This is a genomic window from Acinetobacter sp. 40AMC3-4 (genome assembly GCF_049898185.1).
GTDB lineage: Bacteria > Pseudomonadota > Gammaproteobacteria > Pseudomonadales > Moraxellaceae > Acinetobacter.
In genome coordinates this window covers 16616-31223 of sequence record NZ_JAFCXG010000001.1, presented here as the reverse complement: position 1 = coordinate 31223, position 14608 = coordinate 16616, and the positions used below count along the sequence as shown (strand labels likewise).

Annotated in this window: 11 protein-coding genes and 1 pseudogene; 2 read left to right on the top strand and 10 right to left on the bottom strand. The window is 45.0% G+C overall.

The window, feature by feature from the left end; all coding sequences use genetic code 11:
* Nucleotides 1–51: 51 nt before the first annotated feature.
* A pseudogene (locus ACP7BU_RS00125) lies at nt 52–1322 on the bottom strand (MFS transporter).
* Nucleotides 1323–1678: 356 nt separating this feature from the next.
* Between ACP7BU_RS00125 and ACP7BU_RS00120 the strand changes: the two are divergent.
* Nucleotides 1679–2902: a CaiB/BaiF CoA transferase family protein gene (locus tag ACP7BU_RS00120; protein ID WP_425878398.1), complete on the top strand. Its 1224-nt coding sequence runs from the start codon at nt 1679–1681 to the stop codon at nt 2900–2902.
* A gap of 73 nt (nt 2903–2975) precedes the next feature.
* Here the strand turns inward: ACP7BU_RS00120 and ACP7BU_RS00115 are convergent, their stop codons facing one another.
* The 8 genes from ACP7BU_RS00115 to ACP7BU_RS00080 all read right to left on the bottom strand — a co-directional run bounded on the left by ACP7BU_RS00115 (nt 2976) and on the right by ACP7BU_RS00080 (nt 12714).
* The gene (locus ACP7BU_RS00115; RefSeq protein WP_425878400.1) at nt 2976–4655 is read right to left on the bottom strand and encodes an AMP-binding protein; all 1680 of its coding nucleotides are present in this window, start codon (nt 4653–4655) and stop codon (nt 2976–2978) included.
* Between the two features lie 76 nt (nt 4656–4731).
* On the bottom strand, nt 4732–6228 hold the full coding sequence (locus tag ACP7BU_RS00110; RefSeq protein ID WP_425878402.1) for a flavin-containing monooxygenase: 1497 nt from the start codon (nt 6226–6228) through the stop codon (nt 4732–4734).
* A gap of 12 nt (nt 6229–6240) precedes the next feature.
* On the bottom strand, nt 6241–7080 hold the full coding sequence (locus ACP7BU_RS00105) for an alpha/beta fold hydrolase (RefSeq protein WP_425878404.1): 840 nt from the start codon (nt 7078–7080) through the stop codon (nt 6241–6243).
* A 128-nt stretch (nt 7081–7208) separates the two neighbouring features.
* A complete protein-coding gene (locus tag ACP7BU_RS00100) occupies nt 7209–9011 on the bottom strand; it encodes an acyl-CoA dehydrogenase C-terminal domain-containing protein (protein WP_425878406.1) in 1803 nt (600 codons plus the stop codon).
* A gap of 209 nt (nt 9012–9220) precedes the next feature.
* Nucleotides 9221–10201, bottom strand: coding sequence for an NAD(P)H-dependent flavin oxidoreductase (locus ACP7BU_RS00095; RefSeq protein WP_425878408.1), 981 nt, complete (start codon nt 10199–10201; stop codon nt 9221–9223).
* Nucleotides 10202–10212: 11 nt separating this feature from the next.
* On the bottom strand, nt 10213–11001 hold the full coding sequence (locus tag ACP7BU_RS00090) for an enoyl-CoA hydratase-related protein (protein ID WP_425878596.1): 789 nt from the start codon (nt 10999–11001) through the stop codon (nt 10213–10215).
* 37 nt (nt 11002–11038) lie between these two features.
* The gene (locus ACP7BU_RS00085) at nt 11039–11962 is read right to left on the bottom strand and encodes a 2-hydroxyacid dehydrogenase (protein WP_425878410.1); all 924 of its coding nucleotides are present in this window, start codon (nt 11960–11962) and stop codon (nt 11039–11041) included.
* Nucleotides 11959–12714, bottom strand: a complete 756-nt coding sequence (locus ACP7BU_RS00080; protein WP_253145669.1) for a class II aldolase/adducin family protein — start codon at nt 12712–12714, stop codon at nt 11959–11961. The genes ACP7BU_RS00085 and ACP7BU_RS00080 overlap by 4 nt, the downstream gene beginning before the upstream one ends.
* A 110-nt stretch (nt 12715–12824) precedes the next feature.
* On the opposite strand from ACP7BU_RS00080, the gene ACP7BU_RS00075 reads away from it, so the two are divergent.
* On the top strand, nt 12825–13262 hold the full coding sequence (locus ACP7BU_RS00075; protein ID WP_005246335.1) for a PaaI family thioesterase: 438 nt from the start codon (nt 12825–12827) through the stop codon (nt 13260–13262).
* Nucleotides 13263–13382: 120 nt separating this feature from the next.
* Here the strand turns inward: ACP7BU_RS00075 and ACP7BU_RS00070 are convergent, their stop codons facing one another.
* Nucleotides 13383–14594 (bottom strand): 3-oxoadipyl-CoA thiolase, encoded by a 1212-nt coding sequence (locus ACP7BU_RS00070; protein ID WP_425878413.1) that lies wholly within the window; start codon nt 14592–14594, stop codon nt 13383–13385.
* Between the last annotated feature and the right edge of the window lie 14 nt (nt 14595–14608).

The following is a 14608-nucleotide window of genomic DNA, read 5'->3' as shown; positions in this document are numbered from 1 at the left end:
TGAAGAATATAAAAAAGAGCCTGAATTCAGGCTCTTTTTTATAAATTGAAATTATGCCTTTTGTGGATCGTATTGACGGTCTTTAATGAATATCCCGGACACTGCGCCACACAAGAAATAGGCACCCCCCATAATCAGGAAGCCTAAGCCAATTGAACCCCGCTGGCTGCCGCGCCAATAATTGCAGGGGCAAACATGGCGCCGATACGACCTGCATTATAAGCACCGCCTACCGCAGTACCACGAATCGAGGTGGCGAAGCTTTCCGTCATATAAGTGGCATTAATCGCATATGGAATACCATACAGGAATCCAAAGAAAATCAGCAGATAGGCAATGTTATCTGGCGTATTGAATAGCACAATCACGGGCAGGAAAATCGCCGTTCCAATTGCTCCAAACGAAAAGACAGCGCGTCTACCCAGACGGTCTGCAGCAAAGCCCGCCAGAATTTTTCCGAAAATCATGGCTACATAGGTACCAATCATATAGCCTGCCATGGATTTAAAATTCATGTGCAATTCAGATTCCAGATATGCCGGCATCCAGTTGTTTACGCCATAGTAGCCAAATTGCAGAAAACCGGCCGTAAAGATCCACAAAATAAACATTCTGCGATTCGCAGGATCCGCGAAAATCTCTTTGACTGTGCTTTTTTTGGCGGGTTGCTGTGCTGTGATTTCAGCTGGGGCATATAGACGCTGCAAACGTGCACGCTGCCAAGATTCTGGCTCAGGAACCAGTTTCTGGATAAAAATCGCCATAACCGAGGGAATAATGGCAATAAAAAACAGGGTTCGCCAGCCATATTCTGGAATGATCCAGCCTGCCAGTACAGTGGCCACAATATAACCGACGGTCCATCCTGCCTGTAAGGTACCTAAAACCGTGGTGCGATATTCAGTTGGAACATATTCAGCCATGAGCGTATTGGCTGCAATATATAAAGAGCCTATGCCAAAGGCAGAAAGAAAGCGTAAAACAGCAAATTGTTCAAAGTTCTGTGCAAAGCCTAAGGCTGCGGTCAACATGGAAAATACCAGAATCGAAATGACTACGGTACGTACACGGCCCAGACGGTCACAGGCCCAGCCACCCATAAAGCCACCAATCGCCATACCTGCTAAGGTAAAACTGCCTAGTGTACCGGCCTGCAGATTACTGAGACCAAACTCTGCTTTCAGGCTATTTAAACTGAAAGACAGCAGCAACATGTCCGCGCCATCTACCAGTAAAGCCAGAAAGGCGAAAATAAAAGCAATTTGCTGCGTTCGTTTGGTCGTAGGTTTAATCTTTTCTAATTCTCTCGCTAAATCCGTTATATTTAAATCTCTGTTTTCCTATCCTTAGGTTTTCATGATCTTTTATATTTAAAGCTATTCCGCTAATGAATATGCTTTAAGGCTAATCCGTTTTTAATTCACTTGATTGACTCCTTTTTTAATCCTGTCTGGGAGATCGCTTTTTCCTTTTTATCAGTGACCTCTTGTTCTTCGTTCATACTTATATTTGCATCAGGCTAAAGAAAATAAGATGAATATTCATCATTTTAGATGTTTTATTTTGTTAGACGAAATTAAGTATCATAAAGTTGATTGTTTTTCCATTTTCCTATAGCTTTAAAAAGAGGGATAAGAACGATATATCATTTGAATAAGATCGAACAGGGAGCGTAATAATGGGTGCCTTAACAGGATTTCGTGTACTGGATTTAAGCCGGATTTTGGCTGGGCCCTGGTGTAGCCAGATTCTGGCTGATCTGGGTGCAGAAGTGATCAAGATTGAAAAACCGGATCATGGGGATGATACCCGTATCTGGGGACCACCCTGGCTTAAAAACAATCAGCAGCAAGATACCCATGAATCGGCTTATTACCTGTCAGCCAACCGTGGCAAGCACTCGGTTGCAATCGATTTATCTACACCTGAAGGTCAACGTATTATCAAAAAACTTGCTGAACAAAGCGATGTAGTCATTGAAAACTATAAAACCGGTTCGTTGAAACGATATGGACTGGATTATGAAACTCTGAGTCAGCTAAATCCGCGACTGGTATATTGTTCTATTACCGGTTTTGGCCAGAACGGTCCGCGTGCGCAAGAGCCGGGCTATGATTTTATCGTTCAGGGAATGGGCGGCATGATGAGTGTCACTGGCGAACGTGACGATCTGCCCGGTGGTGGCCCGCAAAAAGCAGGTCTGGCCTTTGCCGATTTGACCACCGGCTTATATGCCGCAATTGCCATTCAGGCGGCTTTGTTGTCCCGTGAGAAAACCGGTGAAGGTCAGTATATTGATATGGCGCTGTTAGATACCCAGGTTGCTTCCCTCTCTGTTCTGGCCATGAATTATCTCACCTCAGGCAAAGTACCCGGTCGCTTCGGAAATGCACATGCCAATATTGTGCCCTATCAGGTGTTTAAAGCCCAGGAAGGCGAATTTATTATTGCCTGTGGCAACGATCTGCAATTTCAAGCTTTGTGTCAGGCCGTTGGTCTGGCCAAGGTGGCAGAAGATCCTCGCTTCTTGAAAAATTCAGGACGTGTTACACATCGTGAAGAACTGACCACAGTTCTACAAGCTCATTTCTATACTCGACCAGCAAAAACCTGGGTGGATTTAATCCATGCGGTTAAAGTGCCGGTAGGAATGATCAATGATCTGAAACAGACTTTGCAAGAAGAACAGGTATTAGCGCGTGATATGGTGATTAAAATGCCGCATACCTTACGTGAAGATTACACCTCAATCGGTTCACCGATTAAACTCTCCAAGACACCGGTAGAATATAAAAAGGCCCCACCTTGTCTGGGTGAAGATACCGATGCCATTTTGAGTCAATATTTAAGTTCTGCTGAAATGGAAGAACTGAAAAGCAAAAAAGTCATCCAGCAGCGATAAGCCTGCAAGCAATAAAAAAGGAATCTTTCGATTCCTTTTTTATTTTAAATCTAATGGATTAGATCATTCCTTATCAGGCTTTTGCACTCGACTGAACAGTACGAGGCAGTTCACGACGCAGAATTTTGCCTACTGCGGACTTGGGTAATCCACCCACAAACTCAATGTATTTGGGTAGTTTATAACTGGTCAGTTGCTGCTTCAGATAAGTCATGACTTCATCTTGGGTCAGAGTTTCATCCTGTTTCACAATAAATGCCTTGGGTACCTGTCCAGATTTTTCATCATCAATACCAATCACTGCACATTCCAGTATTTTAGGATGTTTGGACAGCACGCCTTCCAGCTCATTGGGATAAACATTAAATCCGGACACCAGAATCATGTCTTTTTTGCGGTCCAGAATGGTGATATAGCCTTGTTCATCCATACAACCGATATCACCTGTCAGAAAAAATCCATCTTTGGTAAATACCTGTGCTGTTGCTTCGGGTTGCTGCCAGTATCCTTTCATCACCTGTGGACCACGTATGGCTATTTCTCCAGCCTGATTAAGCTCTACAGGTTTTCCTTCATCATTCAGAATCAGAATTTCAGTCCCTGCCAATGGCAAGCCAATCGTGCCACTAAATCGCCGGCTTAAAGGCGGGTTAAAAGTTGCAGTCGGTGAAGTTTCGGAAAGCCCATAACCTTCATAAATCTGGCAGCCTGTGACCTCATGCCATAACTCTGCCGTATTTTTCAAAATAGATGCCCCTCCGCCGGTTGTGGTTTTCAGGCGTGAATGATCCAGTTCACGGAAAGGTGAATGATGCGCCAAGGCATTAAACATGGTATTCACCCCGGGGAAAACAGTGGGTGGATGTTTCTGGTATTGATCCGCCAAAGCATCCAGATCTCTCGGATTTGGAATCAGGACATTGGCGAAACCACGGCTTAAACCGTAACTGAACAGGCAGATGGTAAATCCATAAATGTGATACAGCGGCAAGGCACAGAATACATATTCATTTTCAGCGGCATAGCGGTCACCAAAATGGCTGATAAACACGGTACTGTTCTGGGCGATATTAAATAAAATATTGCGATGGCTCAGTTCTGCACCTTTAGAAACACCTGTGGTACCTCCCGTATATTGCAGAATGACCGTATCTTCCTGATGCTGTACAGGCGGTTCAAAATCAATAATCTCTACCTGATTTATTGCCTGTCTAAAGTCAGAAAACTGTTTATCCGGATATTGTGCTGCCTGACTATAAATAGCACTTGGTTGCTCTTGAATAAAATCCAGCGGATGCGTTGAAATGACATATTTGAGTTGAGGACATTCATCTAGTGCTGTTAATTGCTCCAAAGTCTGTCCCAGGATAATCAAGGCTTCTGCACCTGAATCCTGTAGCTGATGATAGAGCTCGCGCTGGGTGTACATGGGGTTGACATTGACCAGCACATAACCGGCCCGAATAATGGCAAAGGTCGCGATTGGATATTGAATAATATTAGGCAGCATCACCGCAATACGGCTGCCAGCAGTCAGCCCAAGACGCTGTAAATAGCTTGCCAGTTTCTGGCTATACACATCGATATCGTGATAGCTGAATTTACGATCCAGATAGATAAATGCGGTTTTATCCTGAAATTTTACCAAATTCTCAGCAATTGTCGTGCTCAGGGTTTTCTCAGGATCTGGCCGGGTAAACTCCGGATTGATATTCCACTTTTTATATTCTTCCATCCATGGCTGACTGCTCATGACTATACTCCTGTCCTGGATTTACATTTATTTTGTATCATTTAAACCATAAGATTTTGATTTTAATTAAATATTTTTAAACCACTTTCTGCTGTCTCGATTCAACATACTGGTAGTGATAACCGCTACGAATAAAATGCTGATTTTTATCCCTAAATGAATGAGCATAATCCGGCCAGACCAAAGTCAGCTTGCGACTGACCGGGTCCAGATACCAGCTTTTACAGCTTTCCGATAACCAGACACTACCTTGGGAAAGCTGCTGTAGCTCCTGCATATAGCTATTTTCAGCCTCTTGATCTGCTTCAAAGACCTGAATCTGTTCCTGCTCAAAAAACTGCAAGGCATCCAGTACCAGATCAAACTGGGTTTCCAGAAAATAAAGCGCTGAATTATGCCCACTGCCTGTATTTGGCCCATTCAGAATGAACAGGTTTGGAAAGTTGTGTACGGTCGTTGACTGATAACCCTGCATACCGCTGGACCATTGCTGTTCCAGGCTTAAACCCTGTTTACCCACCACTTTTGCGGCATAGGGTGGACGCGCCGCTTCAAATCCTGTCGCAAATACGATGATATCTGCAGAAAATTTATTTCCAGCCTGGCTTAATACACCGTCTTTCGTAACTTCTGCCAATGCTGAGTCTTCAAGTGTGACATTTGGTTTTAGAAAAGTCGGATAATAATCATTAGACAACAATAAGCGCTTGCAACCCGGCTCATAATGCGGGGTAAGTTTACGCCGTAACTCAGGATCTGAAACCTGATGCTGCAAAAACTGTAGACAGTTTTTCTTGACCCGCTCAATCTGACTTTTCAGGTTACGACGCTGCGCGAAATTGTATTCATTGCCCCAGAACAAAGCATGTCTTAATGCCGACATACTGTCAGGATCTTTGCGGAAAAGCTGTTTTTCTGACTCAGAATAAGGTCGATCTGGTCGGGGCAAAATATATGGCGCACTACGTTGCAAGACAGTTAGGCTTTTTGCTGTTTTGGCAATTTCCGGCACAAGCTGAACGGCTGAAGCCCCTGAACCCACCACCACGACACGCTGATTATCCAGATTCACCTGATGATTCCAGCGCGCAGAATGCATCACCTGGCCTTGAAATTCTTCCAGACCCGGTATTTGTGGGAGATGTTCATCCGCAAGATGGCCGGTTGCAGTCATTAAAAAATCTGCCTGATACGGGCCTTTGGAGGTCTGAATTTCCCAGATGCGTTCTTTGGCATTCCAGCTGGCTTTTTCCAGCAACGTATGAAAATCAATATGTGGACGAATCTGCTCCTGATCACAGCACTGAATTAAATAGCGCTGGATTTCTGCCCCTTGCGGAAAGATGCGTGACCAGTCCGGATTTTTAATAAAAGAAAAAGAATATAAATGGGAGGGTACGTCACAGGCGACTCCGGGATAGGTATTGTCACGCCAAGTACCGCCCACTTCTGCTGCACGTTCAATGATTTTAAAATCGTGGATGCCCTGCTGTTTAAGGCGGATTGCCATTCCCAAACCACCAAAACCGCTGCCTACAATTAGAATCTTGCTGCGCTGTCCTTGAGCTTGCATTATTTATCTCCTTTAAGGCATATAAGGCTGGATTTTTTGATTCACCGGATATTGTTCTGGATGCTGGCTAAACTGGTTTACCAGTTGCACCACTTCGGCTGGCGCTTCGACATAGAGCGCATGTCCTGAAGAAATTTCGATATAGCGACTGTTCGAAATTGAAGCAAACAGCAGTTTAGCTTGCGCTACAGGTACCATGCGGTCTTCACGGCAAGCCACAATCAACGTCTCTGCACGAATCTCAGGCAAGATCGATGTAATATCAATGCGATAATTCAGTTCCCGCTGTTTGGCTGCATCTTGGGAAGGTTTGACAAAGCGTGCTAGATCCAACACCTGCTGTTCGCTTCGTGCAGACAGATAATCATCGCTATACAGGCAATAATTGACAAAATGAGGCAAGGCCGCAGATTGTTCAGTAAATAATTGCTGCCAAATGACAGTACGTAGTTGTTGCACCGAGCTGGTTTTGGCCCAACCGGCTAACAGGATCAAACGCGCTACGCGCTGTTTTAAACTGGCTGTTACTTGTGCAGCAATCACGGCACCGAGTGAATAGCCGACCACTGTAATGATTTCATCTTCTGCAACCGCATGCTGAATCAGTGCTTCAACCTGCTGGCTAAAATCGGTCACCTTTAGATCAGCTTTATCTGGGGTATGTAAATCAATGGATAAAACCCGCTGATGAATACCCAGCATCGGAAAAATATAGCTGAAATGCTTGTCGGTATTTCCACCGGTGCCATGAATCAGAATAATAGTGGGAAATGCAGTACGCTGTCCGACTTCATGAAAAGTAAGTTGCAGATCAGCATAAGGAAACTGTCGAGTAATCATGTCTAAATCCATATAGACTCCTGATCTTGTTATTTTATGGTTTATTCAATATCCGAGAATAAATCTCAATATTTGAATTGGGTGAAGATGCAAAAATTATTAAAAAAGACCCACGACACGAGTATCGTGGGTCAAAAGCTTTAATCGAATTTGAACTCTTCAGGTTCAAGTAAAAACAGGCTTTCACCACCCGCCTGAATATTGGCAAAGTGGGTTGAAGTTCTTGGCAAAATACGTGCAAAGAAGAATTGTGCAGTTTTGATCTTGGCTGCATAGAACGGATCAGTATTACCTTCTTCAATTTTCTGCTGCGCAGTAATTGCCATTTTCAGCCACAGATAAGCGGACACGACATAACCAGAGAAATATAGGTAGTCAACTGATGCTGCCCCAATTTCATTGGCAGACTGCTGAGCCTGCTCCTGAATGGTTCTGGTTAATTCCAGCCATTGTTCAGTCAACTGGCTGACTTGTGCAACTTGCTGGCTAAACTGGGCATGTTGTTGATGTTCTTTTACAAAGCCTTGAATTTCCTCGGTTAATGCGGTCAACAGACCCAATTTTGAGCCCAGCACTTTACGCGCCAGCAAGTCAATGGACTGAATTTCAGTGGTTCCTTCATAGAGGCTGGCAATACGTGCATCACGGGCAATCTGTTCCATGCCATGTTCAGCAATATAACCGTGACCACCGAAAACCTGCATACCATGTTTAGCCGCTTCTATGCCGGTTTCAGTCATTAATGCTTTGGCAATTGGGGTTAATAATGCCAGACGGTCTTCAGCTGCTTTCTTTTCTTCCGGGCTGTCAGTGGCTTCAGCGATATCGGCATAGGTCGCCAGATAATATGCAAGTGCACGTGAACCTTCTGCAAACACCTTTTGAGTCAGCAGCATGTTACGTACTGCCGGATGCACGATAATCGGATCTGCAGGCTGGCCTGGCACTTTTGCACCTTCAAGAGAACGCATCGCCAGACGGTCTTTGGCATAAGCCAATGCCCCCTGATAAGAAGATTCTGCTGCTGCCAAGCCTTGAATAGCTGTACCGATACGTGCCGAGTTCATAAAGGTAAACATGCAGTTCAGACCGCGATTTTCAGGCCCAATCAGGAGACCTTTGGCATTATCAAAATTCAGCACACAGGTCGCGTTACCGTGAATGCCCATCTTGTGTTCAAGAGCGCTACATACCACGCCATTACGGGAAGCCACATTACCAGCTTCATCCAGATTGTATTTCGGCACAATAAACAGCGAAATACCTTTGGTTCCCGCAGGTGCATCTGGCAAACGTGCCAATACGATATGCACGATATTTTCCGCCAGATCATGTTCACCGGCTGAGATAAAGATTTTCTCGCCACTGATGCTATAGCTGCCGTCTTCATTTGGCACTGCTTTGGTACGGATTAAACCTAGGTCAGAACCGGCATGAGATTCAGTCAAGCACATGGTTCCAGTCCAGCGGCCTGCAATTAAAGGTACCAGAAACTTCTGTTTCTGTTCATCGCTACCGTGGTGCTCTAAAGTACGCATGGCACCATGGGACAGGCCTGGGTACATGCCCCAAGACCAGTTCGTTGCGGTAATAATTTCAGAAATGGCAATACGGTATAAGGTCGGGAAGCCCTGACCGCCATATGCTTCGTCACCAGTTAATGAGGTAAAGCCGAGTTCCACATATTTGTCATAAGCTGCTTTAAACCCATCCGGGGTGGTTACGACGCCATCCTGCAAACGGCAACCCTGCTGGTCGCCTGTCGCATTAATCGGTAGAAGTTCGTTTTGGCAAAAGTCCGCAGCGACTTCCAGATATTGCTCCATAATATCCATAGAAACCTTGTCTGCGAATTTTGCATAGCCCTGATATTTCTGTTCAACGTTTAACAGGTCTTTCAGGACGAACTTCATGTCTTTTAATGGCGCAATATAATTTCTCATCGTAATTCCCTTGTATGAGTTCTAATTTGTATATTTATGACTATTAATTTCATAATACGAAATTATGTTTTAAATCCACTATAATATAATTTAAAGAATAAAATCTAGTCATTCGATGAAATTTCCCATTTAAAAATAAAAAATCTTCAGGATGAAAAAAAGCCATTCATGACGGAATGGCTTTTTTGTTTGATCGTCAATGAAATGGTTCAACGAGCCAAGAAATGAGTCAGACGTTGATGAATAATTTGCTCTGCATCTTGCATGATATTTTCGATCAGCGCCTGACAAGTCGGAATGTCATGAATCAATCCCATCACTTGACCTGCAGTCAGAACTCCCGCATCCACATCGCCATTTTCTAAAGCGAGCTTGCCTTTTAAACCGCTGACATAGGGACGAATCTGTTCAAATTCCAGATCTGGATCTTCACTCATTTTAACGACTAGATCAGATACTGCATTTTTGGCAACACGGGCGGTATTTCGGAACTGTCGATACAAAAGATGTGTCGCCCTTTCATCATTATCGACATAGAACTGTTTGATGTTTGGATGGATCGGGGCTTCCTGAGTGGCACAAAAGCGTGTACCCATATTGATGCCTTCGGCACCCAAAGCCAAAGCTGCGACCAGACCACGACCATCAGCAAAACCGCCACTGGCCACAATCGGCACAGTGAGCTGATCTGCTGCCGCAGGAATTAAAATCATGCCGGGAATATCGTCTTCACCCGGATGGCCCGCACATTCAAAACCATCAATCGAAATAACATCTGCGCCAATTCTTTGTGCTGAAAGCGCATGACGGACGGAAGTACATTTATGAATGACAATAATGCCATGTTGCTTAAACGCCTCAATATGTTCATGAGGCTTGTTGCCTGCTGTTTCTACGATCTTGATACCGCTTTCAATGATTGCCTGTCGGTATTCTGCATATGGCGGCGGATTCACAGCGGGCAATAAAGTCAGATTGACTGCAAAAGGCTGATCGGTCATTTCTCGGCAGCGTGCAATTTCCTTGACCAGGGCTTCAGGCGTCGGTTGAGTCAATGCCGTTAATGTTCCCAAGCCACCTGCATTAGATACGGCACTGGCCATTTCTGCGGTACCGACCCACATCATGCCGCCCTGAATAATTGGATAGCGAATGCCTAAAAGCTCGGTAATACGGGTCTTAATTTTCATAAATGCTCTCCTTAGCATCCGGTAAATTGTGCAGGGCGTTTTTCGACAAAAGCCTGGACACCTTCTTTATAGTCCTGACTGCTCAGAGCCAGATATTGCAGGTTTTGTTCCAGCTCCAGTTGCTGGTCTATGTTATTTTCAGCACTGCGTTGCAAGGCCTGTTTGGTTAAAGCCAGCGCATAAGTCGGCTGTTGAGATAATCGCTGTGCAATGTCGTCGATATAAGCATCAAATTCTGTATCTGGAAGCATTTTCCAGATCATGCCCATTTCGGCGGCCTCTTTGGCATGCACCGGTTCGCCCAGAAAAGTGAGTGCCATGGCACGTGCATAACCGATTAAACGTGGCAACATCCAGGTGCCACCGGCATCAGGAATCAAGCCAATTTTAGAAAAAGCCTGAATAAATCGGGCACTTTCCTTGGCAATGACCAGATCACAGGCCAGTGCGATATTGGCACCTGCACCGGCAGCCACACCATTCACTGCTGCAATCACCGGTTTGGGACTCTGGCGAATGAGATTAATCAAGGGATTATAGTATTTGGCCAGCGAGCCTTGCGGTGGCAAAGGCACATTGCCGAGCTGTCCAGTACGTTCTTTTAAATCCTGTCCTGCTGAAAACGCCCGGCCATTACCGCGAATCACAATCACCCGAATATCCGGGTCTGTATTCCAGTTTTTCAGCACCTGCTGCACTTCCTCATGCATTTGCCGGTTAAAACTGTTGAGTGAATCCGGACGGTTAAAGCTTAAGGTTGCGATACCTTGCTGAACCTGAGTTTGAATCGTTTCCCACATCATCAATTTCCTTATTTTTTTGCCTGTATCCCTACAATTAATAGCCTTTATTGACATCTACCTGATGGCACAAATCCAGCCCGAGATTTAAGCGTCGGTCATTTTCCAGAATCTGTTCCACTACCACAGACATGGGTGCATGTGAGGCGACATGTGGCGTAACTACGATCTTTTCATGCTGCCAGAATGGGTGATCCGGAGTTAAAGGCTCTTCTTCAAATACATCAAGGATTGCGCCACGGAGATGACCTGAATCCAGTGCATTGAGTAGATCCTGCTCGATTAAATGCTGCCCACGACCCACCTGAATAAGAGCAGCCTGATCAGGTAATTTTTTAAATAGCTGTTCAGATAAGATTCCAGTATTGTCTACAGTTAAAGGCATTAAATTAATCAAAATCTGGCTGTGGGCCAGGAACTCGGAAAGCTGTTCTTGGCCTACATAGCTTTTGACCTGAGCAATCTCTTTTGGGGAATTGGACCATCCAGACACCTGATAGCCCATGTCGGCAAAACGTTTTGCCACATAACCGCCCATATGGCCAAGGCCCATAATCCCGATCTGGATATGATGGCTATAACTTTGACGATACTGTTTCCATAGCTGCTGCTTTTGCTGCTGGATCATGCGGTCAAAATAACGCTGAAAATACAGCACACCCCAAAGCAGATAATCAAACATGCCCTTTTGATGATGTGGATCCAGTACCCGGCAGACTGACTGGTCAGATCTAATCTCGGTTAAATTTAAATGTTCGACCCCTGCAGCAATCGAATGAATCAGGCTAAGCTCTGGAAGTTGCCGGAGTTTTTCCAGATCTGGAAACCACGAAGCTGCTGTGGTCGCCAGTTCTGCTTCCGGGCTGTCCAGTGTACAAAAACTGCCCTCAGGCGCATATTTCTGAAAAGACTTCACCAGAATTGCCTCAATATTCGGCACAGTACTGGATATCACAATCATGATGCATACTCCGTATATTGATGCTCAATCAAAGACAAAGCGGCCTGCCAGGCACGCTGTAAAATCGGTTCAACTAAAGGACTAGCGAACTGCTTGGCGGTTTTAATTCGTACATCTTCACTTGGATAATGCAGTTCGGCACCGCCGCTTAAGGCCTTCACCTGTGCCTGACAGGCACGCTCTAGAAAATAGATTTCATGAAAGGCCCGTGCAATGGTTTCGCCCGCCGTTAAAAGTCCGTGATTGCGTAAAATCATGGCGCGATGGCCGCCCAGGTCCTGAATCAGGCGTTCTTGTTCATCTGTTGAAAGTGCCACGCCTTCATATTCGTGATAGGCCACCTGCTGATAAAACTTCATGGCGTGCTGGGAAATGGGCAGAAGTCCGTGTTTCTGTGCAGAAACTGCTATGCCATCTGCGGTATGCGTATGAATAACACAGTTCAGATGAGCATGTGCTTCATGAATTGCGGAGTGGATGACGAAGCCAGCCATATTCACCGGCTTGTCCTGTTCATAGCTTTCTACGACCTGCCCTTCATGATTAATCTTGACCAGCGTTGAAGCACACATTTTTTCAAAAGCGACACCATACTGATTAATCAGAAAACAGTCAGGCTGATCAGGGACTCTTAAACTGATATGGGTATCAATTAAATCAGTCATCCGGTAATGCGCAATAATGCGATAAAGCGCTGCGAGTTCACAACGTGCCTGCCATTCAGCATCTGTGACGAGATTTTTTATTGTCATCGTTCCATCCTGGAAAAATATAGCATTTCGATCACTATCTGTTATATCATAATTTTAGAAAAACAGAATATTATTTCATAAAGCGAAATAAATCATTACAAGGAGTTGATATGTCAACATCACAATTAAACGGACTCGAATATCTAACCGCAATTAAGAATGGGGAAATTTCCAGTTCAGCCATGAGTGAAATTATTCCCATGCGTCTGATCTTGGTGCGCGAAAACTATGTGGAATATGAGGTGCGTCCTGATCAGCGCCATTATAATTTACAGGGTGGTATTCATGGCGGCTTTTGTGCAACGGTTCTAGATAGTGCCACTGGCGCTGCCGTGCATACGACAGTAGATGCAGGTGTCAGTTTCTCGACCATTGACCTGAATGTAAAAATGCTGAAAGCGATGAAAAGCGGCGAAACCTATACAGCTATTGGTGAAGTCATCCGGATCGGGCGTAATGTACTGACCTCAGAAGGCCGAATTATCGATAAAGAAGGTAAAGTTTATGCTTTTGGTTCAGCGACTTTATTAGTCACTGCCCGTAAGTAAATCATTACAGTGATGTAATCAATCCCTGCATGTGCAGGGATTTTTATTTTGAAAGAAAAATCCCAATAAAGAATGCCATGCATATCATAGATACATGGCATTAAGACTATGACTAAACTGTTATGCAGCTTCAGGGTTTTCAATCACCATCGCCAAGCCTTGACCCAGACCGATACACAGACTAATCACGGCATATTTTTTACCGGTACGCTGTAACTGACGTGCAACGGTTAAAGCCAAACGCGCACCCGAACAGCCCAGTGGATGACCAATGGCAATCGCACCACCATTTGGATTGACACGCGGATCATCCAAAGCGACATCCAGACCTTTCAGGCAAGATAATACCTGACTGGCAAAGGCTTCATTAATCTCGATGATATCCATATCGTCTAGCGTCAAACCAGCACGTTGTACTGCCTTTTTAATCGCTTCAATTGGGCCTGCACCCATGATGCGTGGCTCAATGCCAGCGGCTGCAGAAGACAGGATACGAGCCAAAGGTTTTAAGCCATACTGTTCCTGAACTTTTTCACTGCCGATAATCAGTGCTGCAGCACCGTCATTGATTCCTGATGCATTACCCGCTGTTACTACACCACCTTCAAATAGCGGTTTTAACTTGGATAAAGCTTCAAATGTTGAAGATGCACGTGGATGCTCATCCTGAGTAATTTGTTTAGGCGGCAATTTGCGTCCTTGAGAAACTTCAATCGGGGTAATTTCACCTTCAAAGAAACCTGATTCTTTCGCTACCTGATATTTTGCCTGTGATGCAGCGGCAAAGGTATCAGCCTGTTCACGGCTAATACCGAATTCTTCAGCCACGTTATCACCTGTTTCAGGCATACTGTGCGCGCCAAACTGATCCGTAAATTTACGGTTCGGGAAACGGGTACCAATCGTGGTGTCATAAATTCTGGCATCACGTGAATAAGCACTTTCTGCTTTGCCCATCACAAAAGGCGCGCGGGTCATACTTTCTACGCCACCAGCAATGTACAACTCGCCTTCGCCTGCAGTGATGGCACGTGCCGAATCAATCACAGCACCGAGACCTGATGCACATAAGCGGTTTACCGTCTGCCCCGGAACTGTTACCGGCATACCCGCTAACAATGCTGCAAAACGTGCCACATTACGGCTGTCTTCACCGGCCTGATTGGTACTCCCAAAGATTACATCTTCTACATCTGCTGCCGGAATACCGGTTTTTTCCAGCAGGTTTTTAATTACGGTCGCTGCCAGATCATCTGGACGTACGCTTGCCAGACTTCCTGCATGACGACCGATTGGTGAACGTAAACCATCATAAATATATGCATTTAACATGAGTGTTATTCCTT